Origin of the sequence: Actinoplanes sp. NPDC048988, from assembly GCF_043197815.1 — a bacterium.
Lineage (GTDB): Bacteria > Actinomycetota > Actinomycetes > Mycobacteriales > Micromonosporaceae > Actinoplanes.
Genome location: NZ_JBICTW010000001.1, coordinates 1,241,937 through 1,253,530, shown reverse-complemented (window position 1 = coordinate 1,253,530; position 11,594 = coordinate 1,241,937). Strand labels below are relative to the sequence as shown.

9 protein-coding genes and 2 pseudogenes are annotated in these 11,594 nt (G+C 70.2%); 7 read left to right on the top strand and 4 right to left on the bottom strand.

The genetic code is table 11. From position 1 onward, the window contains the following. Window positions 1-734 (bottom strand): annotated as a pseudogene (locus tag ACGFJ7_RS05640) (hypothetical protein); the annotation flags it as partial. 120 nt (window positions 735-854) lie between these two features. Here ACGFJ7_RS05640 and ACGFJ7_RS05635 point away from each other — a divergent pair. The 3 genes and pseudogenes from ACGFJ7_RS05635 (at window position 855) to ACGFJ7_RS05625 (ending at window position 5,478) form a co-directional block, all read left to right on the top strand. Next, window positions 855-1,076, top strand: a complete 222-nt coding sequence (locus ACGFJ7_RS05635; RefSeq protein ID WP_360246839.1) for a zinc ribbon domain-containing protein — start codon at window positions 855-857, stop codon at window positions 1,074-1,076. Between the two features lie 1,318 nt (window positions 1,077-2,394). Next, window positions 2,395-2,910 (top strand): annotated as a pseudogene (locus tag ACGFJ7_RS05630) (adenylate/guanylate cyclase domain-containing protein); the annotation flags it as partial. Between the two features lie 450 nt (window positions 2,911-3,360). After that, entirely contained in the window at window positions 3,361-5,478 is a 2,118-nt protein-coding gene (locus ACGFJ7_RS05625; RefSeq protein WP_360248231.1) for an adenylate/guanylate cyclase domain-containing protein, read from the top strand. Here ACGFJ7_RS05625 and ACGFJ7_RS05620 read toward each other — a convergent pair. Continuing rightward, window positions 5,468-5,959: a phospholipase gene (locus ACGFJ7_RS05620; protein WP_360246837.1), complete on the bottom strand. Its 492-nt coding sequence runs from the start codon at window positions 5,957-5,959 to the stop codon at window positions 5,468-5,470. The two genes, ACGFJ7_RS05625 and ACGFJ7_RS05620, sit on opposite strands and share 11 nt — an antisense overlap. A 120-nt stretch (window positions 5,960-6,079) precedes the next feature. Between ACGFJ7_RS05620 and ACGFJ7_RS05615 the strand changes: the two genes are divergently transcribed. Beyond that, entirely contained in the window at window positions 6,080-7,093 is a 1,014-nt protein-coding gene (locus ACGFJ7_RS05615) for a potassium channel family protein (RefSeq protein ID WP_360246835.1), read from the top strand. Here ACGFJ7_RS05615 and ACGFJ7_RS05610 read toward each other — a convergent pair. Together ACGFJ7_RS05610 and ACGFJ7_RS05605 are read right to left on the bottom strand one after the other, a co-directional pair. After that, window positions 7,090-8,094, bottom strand: coding sequence for a 2-oxoacid:ferredoxin oxidoreductase subunit beta (locus tag ACGFJ7_RS05610; protein WP_360246833.1), 1,005 nt, complete (start codon window positions 8,092-8,094; stop codon window positions 7,090-7,092). The genes ACGFJ7_RS05615 and ACGFJ7_RS05610 overlap by 4 nt on opposite strands. Next, the gene (locus tag ACGFJ7_RS05605; RefSeq protein WP_360246831.1) at window positions 8,087-9,940 is read right to left on the bottom strand and encodes a 2-oxoacid:acceptor oxidoreductase subunit alpha; all 1,854 of its coding nucleotides are present in this window, start codon (window positions 9,938-9,940) and stop codon (window positions 8,087-8,089) included. Before ACGFJ7_RS05605 ends, ACGFJ7_RS05610 begins: the two co-directional genes overlap by 8 nt. Window positions 9,941-10,150: 210 nt before the next feature. Here ACGFJ7_RS05605 and ndhC point away from each other — a divergent pair, with 210 nt between their 5' ends. The 3 genes from ndhC (at window position 10,151) to ACGFJ7_RS05590 (ending at window position 11,568) form a co-directional block, all read left to right on the top strand. Further along, entirely contained in the window at window positions 10,151-10,528 is a 378-nt protein-coding gene (gene ndhC / locus ACGFJ7_RS05600; protein ID WP_360246829.1) for an NADH-quinone oxidoreductase subunit A, read from the top strand. Between the two features lie 69 nt (window positions 10,529-10,597). Continuing rightward, complete coding sequence (locus ACGFJ7_RS05595) at window positions 10,598-11,080, top strand: DivIVA domain-containing protein (RefSeq protein WP_360246827.1); 483 nt, start codon at window positions 10,598-10,600, stop codon at window positions 11,078-11,080. After that, complete coding sequence (locus tag ACGFJ7_RS05590; protein ID WP_360246825.1) at window positions 11,077-11,568, top strand: SRPBCC family protein; 492 nt, start codon at window positions 11,077-11,079, stop codon at window positions 11,566-11,568. Before ACGFJ7_RS05595 ends, ACGFJ7_RS05590 begins: the two co-directional genes overlap by 4 nt. The last annotated feature ends 26 nt before the right edge of the window (window positions 11,569-11,594 follow it).

Sequence of the window (11,594 nt, the reverse complement as noted above, 5' to 3'; positions counted from 1 at the left end):
GTGTCGCCTGGCTTGGCTGTGTCGCCTGGCTTGGCTGTGTCGCCTGGCTTGGCTGTGTCGCCTGGCTTGGCTGTGTCGCCTGGCTTGGCTGTGTCGCCCGGCTTGGCTGTATCGCCCGGCTTGGCTGTATCGCCTGGCTTCGCTTCTGCGCCTGGCTTGGCCGCTTCGGGCGGCTTGGCGTCCTGGTTTTCTTGCACCCCGGCGCCCGAAGCTGCCGCCTCGCCGGCCGTTATGCCCGCGGCGTCGCTCTTCCCCGCGGCGTCGCTCTTGCCCGCGGCATCGGCCTTACCGTCGCTGCCGCTCTTGCTAGCGCTTTCGGTCGCGGTCGAGGGCGAGCCCTCATCCGAAGTCGCGGTAGAGGGCCGTTCAACACCTGTCGCCGCTTTTGCCGCCTTTGTTCCGGCGGCGGGGTCGGCCAGCGCTGACTCGGCTGTTGCGGAGCCGTCCGCAGTGATCGACGGCGCGGCGCCGATCGATGGCCCCGCTCCGACCGGCGAAGCCGCGCCGGCCGTCTGAGGAGCGGACGTTTCAGCGGCCGCGACGGGTGTCGAGGCGTCGCGGCCGACCTTACCCGCGGGCTCCACCTTGTTGTCGGGTTCGCTCCGCGTGGTGGCGGCGCTCGACGTCGTCGACCCGTCGGGGGCAGCGCCGGAACTCGCCAGCGGCCCACCCTGGTGCGGCGCCGCGGCGCGCAGCTCGGGCTTGGTCACCTGGTCCTTCTGCCGCTTCACCACGCGGACGACACTACCCAACCGGAGCATGCCCGCGAGAACCCGATTCGAAGCCTGTGGATAACCCAGACCCGGCTGTCCACAGGGTGAATTCTTGTCAGTCGGAGGCCCTACTCTTCTTCCATGCCGCGTTACGAGTTCCGCTGCCGCGCCTGTGGCGACACCTTCGAGGTCAACCGCCCCATGCGCGAGTCCTCCGAGCCCACAAGCTGCCCCCAGGGCCATGCCGACACGGTGAAGCTCCTGTCAGCGGTCGCCGTCACCGGCCGTACAGGCGGCGCCCCCACCCCAGGCCCCTCCGCCGGCGGCGGTGGCGGTTGCTGCGGAGGCGCTTGCGGCTGCTGACCGCCCGCGCGCCAACCAAGCTGCGCCGTCGAGCCCCATCCGCCCGACCTCGCGCTGGCCGATCCTGCGCTGCCCGATCCGGCGCTGCCCGCCTCGCGCTGCCCGACCCCGCGCTGCCCGCCTCGCGCTGGCCGATCCGGCGCTGCCCGCCTCGCGCTGCCCGGCCTCGCGCTGACCATCCGGCCCTGCCCGGTCTCGTGCTGACCATCCGGCCCTGCCCGGTCTCGTGCTGACCGATCTGGCCCTGTCCGGCCTCGCGCTGCCCGATCCTGCGTTTGCCGACCTCGCGCGGGCCGATCCGGCGCTGCTCGACTCCGCGTTAGCCAATCCAAGTCGGCTGCCCCTGCCCCGCCGATTCCGATCGGCCGGGCCTGGGTTGGCCGGGCCCTGGGTTGGCCGGGCTCTGGGCCGGCGGAGCCTGGGTCGGCCGATACTGCGTCGCTCGATTCCAGGCCGCTGACCGAGGGTCTGACGACCCCCAAGCGGCTGCCCCCGCGCCTGTCCGATCTCGAGTCGGCCGATAGTGCGTTGCTCAATGTCAGGTCTGCTAACCGTGCGCCTGCCGGAACCCCAGTCAGCCGATGCTGCGTTGCTTGACGTACGCCGGTCGGCCGGCTCTGCGCCTGCCGACTGCACGCTGCGCTCGGTTGCGAGATGAGTGTGCAGCCGGCGACGGCGAATAGGGAGCGGCATCCCCGGCCGTCCGGCCGCGCTGTGGCTGAGTGGCGGATTGACCGCATGAGGCGGCCGCGAAAGACGGCTCGTCGTTCCGGCCGACAGAGTGATCGAAGGCGCGCCTTGATCGTCATCCCGTGCGGTGTCACGTACGAGTGGTGGATTAATCCGACATGAGGGAAGCGCCCCGGGTCTGAGCTCGTGGTGGGGTGGGCGTCTGGCCTGGTCGGACGCTTGATTGTGGGCAATTCCACGACCTTGGTTTTCCGGTGTACGCCCATGGACCGCGGGCGGCGGGAAATGGCGTGACGGGATGCCGCCAGAGCTGTTAGCTGGGCAAACGCCGTGACCGAGCGAGTCGGTGGCGGTCAAGCGGGCGTGTTGGAGAGGTCGCACAAAGCTACTCGCGCGAGGGCGGCCGAACGGGCGGGCGGAAGTGGTCGATCGCGGCGTGTCTTGGCTCGATCCATTTCGTTACGTCACGCGTAGTGCCGTGTGGAAACGTCGATGACCCCTACGGGTGTCCTCCGTCCGGGGTCGGCCGCAGCGGGCGGATGGTTACCGTCCGTTTCTACGATGGCCGGTGACGCTGTGATACGGCAGCATGAGATCGCGACTTGCCGAAGGGGGCGGAGGTTCCACCGTGTCGGGACGGACCGAGCTGCCGAGTGGGCTGGTGACCTTTGTGTTCACCGATATCGAAGGCTCGACACGATTGGCCCGGATGCTCGGCGACGACTACGGCGCGGTTCTCAATGATCACCGCTCAGTGATGCGCGCTGCTCTGCGTGACTTCGGTGGTGTTGAGCTTTTCACTGAGGGTGACTCCTTTTTCATCGCTTTCCAGGATGCGGTCGCGGCCGTGGCGGCGTGTGTGGAGGCGCAGCGGCGACTGTCCGCACACGACTGGCTCAGCCCGGAAGTCGCACCGCGAGTGCGGATGGGCATGCACACGGGTTGGGCTCGGCCCACCTGTGGCGAGCGCGGCGGTGAGTACGCCAGCGTCGAAGTGCATCGTGCCGCCCGCGTCTCCGCCGCGGCCCACGGCGGTCAGATCCTCTGCTCCGGCGCCACGGCCCGCGCCGTTCGGCTCACATCCGAAATATCGGTAACGCAGGCCTATACCGCGCCGACTCTGGTCGGCGCCTCCCCGCACCCACGCCCCGCGGCGGAAGTAGAAAGCCGCAAAGGCAAGGCGCGCGGGTCCGGGCCGGGTGATGGCGAGGCGCGCGGGTCCGGGCGGCCGGGTGATGGCGAGGCGCGCGGATCCGGGCCGGGTGAAGGCGAGGCGCGCGGGTCCGGGCCGGGTGATGGCGAGGCGCGCGGGTCGGGGCCGGGTGAAGGCGGGGCGCACAGGAACCGGCCGCACGAAGGTGGGGCACACGCAGGCGGGGCACTCGAAGGCGGGAAGTACGCAGGCGGGGCACTTGAAGGCGGGAAGTACGCAGGCGGGGCACTTGAAGGCGGGAAGTACGCAGGCGGGGCACACGAAGACGGGAAGTACGCAGGCGGGGCGCACCGCAGCGGGGCGGAAACAAGCGGGGCGAAAGTATGCGGGGCGGAAATCAGCGGCGCGGGAACGCGGCGGCTTGGGGATGACCTGTGTGGGGTGCGCCTGCTCGATTTGGGGGAGCATCGCCTGCGGGGCTTCGACGACCATGAGCGGCTTCTTCAGGTGCTCGCCCCGGGGCTGGACAGCGATTTCCCGCCGCCCCGCACTCAGAAGGCGCCCGTCCACAATCTTCCCGCCGAGCTCAGCCCTTTCGTCGGGCGGCGGGCCGAGGTGGCCGAGGTGGCCGATCTCGTGTCCCGCCACCGGGTTGTCACGATCACGGGGGGCGGTGGGGCCGGCAAGACCCGGCTGTCGCTTGCCGTCGCGGAGCGGGTTCTCACCGCGTACCCGCAAGGGGTCTGGACCGTCGAAGCTCTCGGCGCCGACGAAGGGCTCGCCTCGGTTCTCGGCGTGCGCCGCGAGCCGGGGCGCCCGATTCTCGACTCGCTGCTCGAGCATTGCGCCGAGCGGCGGATGCTTTTCATTCTGCAGGGCAGCGAGGTTGCGCAGTGCGCGCCTCTGATCCGGCGGCTGCTCGCCCGCTGTCCCGGGGTCGGCGTGCTGGTCACCGGACGGGCTCCGGTCGGCGTGCCCGGTGAGGTGGTGTGGCGGATTCCGCCCATGTCGCCGGCTGATGTCTTCGCGTTGCTCAGTGAGCGGACCGCCGCCGCGCGCGGCGGTCAGGCCGCCTTCGGTGAGGACGGCGTCGATCTGGCGCAGGTCGCGGCCCGGATGGAGGGCTCGCCGCTGATGGTCGAGCTGGCGGCGGCCCGGTTGCGGCTTCTCTCCGCCTCGCAGCTGGCGTCCCGCCTCGACGACCCGCTGGCCGCGCTGGACCCGGTGACCGCGGCCGGCCACCGGCACGCGAGCCTCGAGGCCAACCTGGACTGGTCCTATCAGCGGCTCAGCGAGCGCGCGCGGGGGCTTTTGCGGCGGCTCGCCGTCTTCGCCGACTCGGTCGATCTCGGGATCGTGGAGTGGTGCGGCGTCGATGCTCTCGGCGCGCTCGGGGAATTGGCCGACAACTCGCTTGTCGACGTCGTACCCGGTCCCCGCTATCGGCTCTCCCGGCAGGTCAAGGCGTTCGCCTCACGGCGGCTCGTGGCCGGCGGGGACGAGCGTGAAGCTCGTGACCGGCATGCCGCCTGGTCGCTGCACACGCTGGACAGTGTCGCCGTGGACACCGACGGGCAGCCGCGGACGGTGAGCCTGACCGCCTTCGCACCCTACGTCGCCGAATGGCAGGCCGCCCTGCGCTGGGCCGCCACTCACGGCAGTGTGCGGGCCGGGCTGCGGCTCGCCATCGCCCTCGACCCGTGGTGGCGCGAGCACGGCGGCGCCGGCGAGGGGCGTGACCTGCTCTTCCGGCTCTACCGGCGGCTCGACGGGGCCGACGTCGAGCCGGCCGTCGTGGCCGACGCCTATCTGGTCCACGCCGGCCTGGCCGCCGACAAGACCGAACGGACCCGGTTCCTCGAACGGGCGGGGGAGTTGGCGGGGGACGATCCGGCTCTTCTCGTACGGGCGATGGCCGGCCACCGGGCCACACTGCTCGACGCCGGGCGGTACGACGACGCCGAACTCCTCTGCCGCACCGTGATCGCGACCGCCGAGCGGCTGGGTGTGGCCGAGGCCGCCATGCCCGCCGTCGTCGCCCTGGCCGAGCTGCTGTGGCGCCGGGACGCGCTTGACGAGGCGGCCGAACTGCTCGGCGGTGCCCGCCAGTGGGAGGCCGGCCGCCCCGAGGATCGTGGCCGGCGCACCGTCGACTGGCTGCTCGGCATGGTCGCGCTGCGCCGCGGTGACCTGGTCGCCGCGCACGATCACCTGGTGGTGGCGCTGCGCTCCCGGCTCCGGCACGGATTCCGGGGCGCCGCGGCCGACGCGGTCGCCGCCATCGCCGTGCGCTGTTCGCTCGGCGGCGACCCCACGTCGGCCGCTGTGCTGTTCGGCGGGGCCGAGGCCGCGAAGGGCGCCCGCCGCACCGAGATGTTCGGGCGGTTCTGGTCGGCGCGGCAGTTGTCGCTGCGGACGGCCCTGGGGGATGCCGCCTTCGACGCCGCGTACGCCGAAGGGGTCGGTCTGGGTTTCGACCGGATCGTCGCCATGGCGCTGGCCGTCGACCACCCGGATCTCGAGGACGGCGCGGCAAGGTTCGCCCAGGTCAGCGCATGATGCGAGCCGCCCGGTCGAGGTCGGCGCCGCGAACCTTGGCCAGCGAGCCGAAGACGTGCACGGCCTGGTAGTAGATCCACGCGACGCTGTGGCAGGCCGAGCGGGCCACCGAGCGGTACTCGGCGCACACCCGCCGCATGTCGGCGTAGAACGTGTCGTCGACGCGCGCCTTGTTCTGGTCGAACAGGCCCTCGTCCCGGTAGTTGCGGTAGCCGAAGTCGTGGTGCGCGCACGCGTTGGTGAAGTCGAACCCGAGCGGTCGCTCCGGGCTGGCCGAGCAGTAGTCGGTGGTCCAGTCGAAGCCGTACGCCGCCCACTTGTCCCGGTTGAGCCGGGCGTCGTTCCAGGCCGCGGTGCTGGCCGCGGTCGGCTGGGTCCAGGAGTCGAGGACGGGGAGGCGGTCGACGGCGGCCGAGGCGGGCAGCGAGGGGATCAGCACCGCGGCCACGAAGGCGAGAACTACCACTATGCGTCGCAACATGACTCAGACTTTTCGATCGGCGCCGGTGGATACAACGACGCGCCCGCGCATTTTCGGATCCTGCCGAATCGAACTTTGCCGGGCATCGGTCGCTATGGTGTGGGACGTGCGGGGAGTCACATGATCCATTTACCTCGGGTCCGGCAGGGGCCCCTTCGTGCGCTCGCTGTCCGGCTCGCGCTGGCGGTGGCGCTCGTCGTCTCGACCGTCGTGGTCATCTACGCCGGTCGCAACGGTTACCGGGACGTCAACGAGGATGGTCTGACCCTCCTCGACTGTTTCTACTACGCGGTCGTGTCGCTCTCGACGACCGGATACGGCGACATCACGCCGGTCACCCCGCACGCCCGCCTGGTCAACATCCTGATCATCACCCCGGCTCGCGTGCTCTTCCTGATCATCCTGGTCGGCACCACCCTCGAGGTGCTCACCGATCAGTACCGCAACAGCCTGCGCGTCAGCCGGTGGAGGCGAAAGTTGAAGGACCACATCGTCATCTGCGGCTACGGCACCAAGGGCCGGGCCGCCGTCGCCGCCCTGGTGGAGACCGGTTACGACAAGTCGCGCATCGTCGTGGTCGAGAACCGGCCCGACGGCGTGCGCCAGGCCGCCGCGAACGGGCTCGCCACCATCGAGGGCAACGCCACCCGCTCGGCCGTGCTGCTCGAGGCCGACGTCAAGAACTGCAAGGCCGTCATCATCGCCACGGACAGCGACGAGGCGTCGGTTCTGATCACCTTGACCGTACGGCAGCTGACCGCCGGACAGGTGCGGATCATCGCCGCCGTCCGTGAGCAGGAGAACTCGGCGCTGCTCAAGCAGAGCGGCGCCCACCACGTGATCGTCTCGTCGGCCACCGCCGGCCGCCTGCTCGGCCTGACCACCACCGCGCCGCCGCTCATCGACGTGGTCGAGGACCTGCTCACCCCCGGCCAGGGCATGGCGCTGGCGATGCGCAGCGCCGAGCGGGCCGAGGTCGGCCGGAACCCGCGCGAGCTGCGCACGCTCGTGGTCGCCCTGATCCGCCGCGGCAAGGTGCTGCCGCTCGGCGGTGAGCAGTCGCTGAGCATCGACACCGGCGACATGCTCGTCTACATACGAGACGACGAAGCCAGCGTCGATGTAGCCGTCTAGAGAATGGTCCAGGTGTCGCCGGCGTTCAAAAGCTCGTCGAGCATCTGATCAGGGCTGCCGTCGGTGCGGGCGTCGTTCAGCTGCTTGGCGATCAGCTCGTCGTAGGTGGGCCGCTGCACGTCGCGGAACACCCCGATCGGCGTCGTGCCCAGGTCGGATCCGGAGAGGCGGGACAGGGCGAAGGCGTACGCCGGGTCGTCCACCGAGGTGTCGTGGACGATGGCCTCGCCGCCCTCCTGGACCTTGAGCCCGAAGCCGCCCGCGGGATGGATCACGGAGAACTGGTTGTCGGCCCCGAAGGTGACCGGCTGCCCGTGCTCGAGGCGGATCAGGTGATCGTCCCGGCTGCTCGCGTCCTTGATCAGTTCGAACGCGCCGTCGTTGAAGATGTTGCAGTTCTGGTAGATCTCGACGAACGCCGAGCCCTGGTGGTCGGCCGCCGCCCGCAGCACCGACTGGAGGTGCTTGCGGTCGGAGTCGATCGTGCGGGCCACGAAGGTCGCCTCGGCGCCCAGCGCCAGCGACAGCGGGTTGAACGGCGAGTCGGCCGAGCCGGCCGGCGTCGACTTGGTGATCTTGCCGAGCTCGGACGTGGGTGAGTACTGCCCCTTGGTCAGCCCGTAGATCCGGTTGTTGAAGAGCAGGATCTTCAGGTTCACGTTGCGGCGCAGCGCGTGGATCAGGTGGTTGCCGCCGATCGACAGCGCGTCGCCGTCGCCGGTGACCACCCAGACCGACAGGTCGGGCCGCGACGCTGACAGGCCGGTGGCGATCGCCGGCGCCCGGCCGTGGATCGAGTGCATGCCGTACGTGTTCATGTAGTACGGGAAGCGCGACGAGCACCCGATGCCGGAGACGAAGACGATGTTCTCCCGCGGGATGCCGAGCTCGGGCATGAAGCCCTGCACGGCGGCCAGGATCGCGTAGTCACCGCAGCCCGGGCACCAGCGGACCTCCTGATCGGATTTGAAGTCCTTGGCCGTGAGCTTCAGATCAACCATTCTTGACCACGTCCTCCAGCATGTTCTCCAGCGTCGCGGCCGTGAACGGCAGGCCGTTGACCTGGTTGAAGGGCAGGACATCGACCAGGTACCGCGCCCGGATCACCTGGGCCAGCTGCCCGAGGTTCATCTCCGGGACCACGACCTTGTCGTACGCCTTCAGCACCTCACCGAGATTCGCCGGCAACGGGGACAGATGCCGCAGGTGCGCCTGGGCGATCGGCAGCCCCCGCTGGCGCAGGGCACGGCAGGCGGCGCCGATCGGGCCGTACGTCGAACCCCAGCCCAGCACCAGCACACGCGCCGCCTCGTCGGCGTCCTCGACCTCGACGTCGGGCACCTCGATGGCCTCGATCCGCGCGGCCCGGGTGCGCACCATGAATTCGTGGTTGGCCGGGTCGTACGAGATGTCGCCGGTCTTGTCGGCCTTCTCCAGGCCGCCGATGCGGTGCTCCAGCCCCGGCGTGCCCGGGATCGCCCACGGGCGGGCCAGCGTCCGCGGATCTCTGAGGTACGGCAGGAAGCGCCCGTCCTCGCCGTTCGGAGCCGTCGCGAACTCCACCGACAGGTCGGGCAGCTCGCTCGCCGACGGCAGCAGCCACGGCTCGGAGCCGTTGGCCACGTAGTTGTCCGAGAGCAGGATGACCGGCGTGCGGTAGGTCAGCGCTATCCGGGCCGCCTCGATGGCCGCGTGGAAGCAGTCCGACGGGGACTTGGGCGCGACCACCGCGAGCGGCGCCTCGCCGTGCCGGCCGAACAGGGCCATGTTGAGGTCGGCCTGCTCCGTCTTGGTCGGCATGCCGGTCGACGGGCCGGCCCGCTGCACGTCGACCACGACCAGCGGCAACTCCAGCGCGATGGCCAGCGAGATCGTCTCGCCCTTGAGGGCCACACCGGGGCCGCTCGTGGTCGTCACACCCAGGGCGCCGCCGTACGAGGCGCCCAGCGCCGCCCCGATCGCCGCGATCTCGTCCTCGGCCTGCATCGTCGTGATGCCGAACTTCTTGTGTTTCGACAGCTCGTGCAGGATGTCCGAGGCCGGGGTGATCGGGTACGCGCCCAGGAAGAGCGGCAGCTTGGAGCGTACGGCCGCCGCCACCAGACCGAGGGCCAGCGCCTGGTTGCCGGTGATGTTCCGGTAGGTGCCCGGGCGCATCTTGGCCGGTTTGACCTCGTAGCGCACCGCGAAGTCCTCGGTGGTCTCACCGAAGTTCCAGCCGGCCTGGAAGGCGGCCTTGTTGGCCGCGACCAGCTCGGGCCGTTTGGCGAACTTACGCTCCAGGAACCGGATCGTCGACTGGTGCGGCCGCGAGTACATCCAGCTCAGCAGGCCGAGCGCGAACATGTTCTTGGCCCGCTCGGCGTCCTTCTTCGAGATGCCGTGGTCGGCCAGGGCGCCCACTGTCATCGAGGTCAGGGCGACCGGATGAACCGCGTACTCGCGCAGCGAGCCGTCCTCGAGCGGGTTGGTCGCCCACCCGACCTTGGCCAGGCTGCGCTTGGTGAACTCGTCGGTGTTGACGATGATGTCGGCGCCGGCGGGCAGGTCGGCCAGGTTGGCCTTGAGGGCGGCCGGGTTCATGGCGACCAGCACGTTCGGCGCGTCGCCGGGCGTGAGGATGTCGTAGTCGGCGAAGTGCACCTGGAAGCTCGACACGCCCGGCAAGGTGCCTGCGGGGGCGCGGATCTCGGCCGGGAAGTTGGGCAGCGTCGATATGTCGTTGCCCAGCTGGGCCGTCTCGGATGTGAATCGGTCACCGGTCAGCTGCATGCCGTCGCCCGAGTCGCCGGCGAACCGGATGACCACCCGGTCCAGTTGCTCGACCCGTTTCGCTCCAGCGGACACGTTCCCAACCTCCAAAGGTTGCCGGCCGGCCGGGGATGGTCATCTATGAGCCGGCCCGCAGAACTCGTCACTTCCAGACTACGTCGGCGCTCCTTACTCACCGGGCGTGAGCCGTTGACCACAGTAGCCACGTGAGGCTTGCGTGAACCAGCAGAGTCCACTATCCGGCGGGCGAGTGCCACTTACGGGGTTCGACTAGGCTCCGTGGTTGTGGACGGGTATCTCGGGTCGTACGCCACGCTCGGGCTGGTGGCGGCCGTCGGCGTGCTGGTCTTCGTCGGCGCGTTCGCGGCCAACCGGCTGTTGCGCCCGGCCGACCCGGCCCAGCCGGCCGGCAAGTACGTCTCGTACGAGAGCGGCATCGACCCGGTCGGCGGCGACTGGGCGCAGGCGCAGATCCGGTACTACGTGTACGCGTACCTCTATGTGCTTTTCGCCGTGGAGGCTGTTTTTCTCTTCCCCTGGGCGGTCGTGTTCGACCTGCCGGGTTTCGGGCTGACCACGGTGACCGAGATGGGCGTGTTCGTGGCGGTGCTGGCCCTGGGCATCCTCTACGCCTGGCGTAAAAAGATCCTCACCTGGACCTGAGATCACGCCCGCGTACCGGTCGGGGTGGCGGGCTCGCCACGCTGCGCGCGCCGTGCCAACATCTTGCGCATGGGCCAGCTTTTCCTCTTCATCGTCGTGGCGTTGGTCGTGGCTGCGATCGTGTTCGGTGTGACCGTGATGATCGGCGGCAACGACAGCGCGCTGACGCCGGTCGAGCCGGACGGCCGGGCCGTGCCGCTGCCCAGCGACCGGCCGCTCGGTGAGGAGGACGTGGTGCACACGAAGTTCGACACCGCCTGGCGCGGCTACCGGATGGCCCAGGTCGACCAGGCGCTGCAGCGCGCGGCGTACGACATCGGATACAAAGGCGAGCTCATCGGCGTGCTCGAGGCCGAGGTGGCCGCCCTGCGCGAGGGCCGGGTGGCCGACGCCGACGTGCTCCGCCGCGCCCGCGAGGCGGCGATAGCCCCCGTCACGCCCGCTCCGGCCGCCACGCCGGCTCCCGCACCGGCCCCCGCGCCCGAACTCGATGCCCCGCCGGTCATCGAGATCACCGCCGTGCCCGCCGACGAGCCGGTGGCCAAGCAGTGAGCGCGACCGAGCCCGGTCTCGGCGACGCCGCCACCCCCGGCACCGGCGAGGTCACCGCCACGGTCATCGTCAACGCCCCCGCCCAGCAGGTCTTCGCCGCGTTCATGAGCTGGGAGAAACAGTCCGCGTGGATCCCGTTCACCAAGGTGCGCGTGGTCGAGGGCGACGGCGGCGAGGGCAGCCTGGTCGAGGCGATCACCGCCATCGGCCCGGCCGCGCTCCGCGACGAGCTGCGCGTGGTCAAGGTCAACCCTCCCTATGAGGTACAGGTCGTGCACTGCGGCCGCTTCCTCCGCGGGCCCGGCGCGATGCGCTGCACGGCGATGTCCGGCAACCGTACGCAGGTGGTCCTGCACGAGTGGTTCCACCTGCCGGCCGGCCCGGTCGGCAAGATCGCCTGGCCGGTGCTCTGGCCCGGCTCCAAGCTGAGCTTCACCGGCGCCCTGAAAAAGTTCGGCCGCCTCGTGGAGCAGGGCAAACTGCCCTGAGGAATTATTGTCGTACGCCCGTTCTA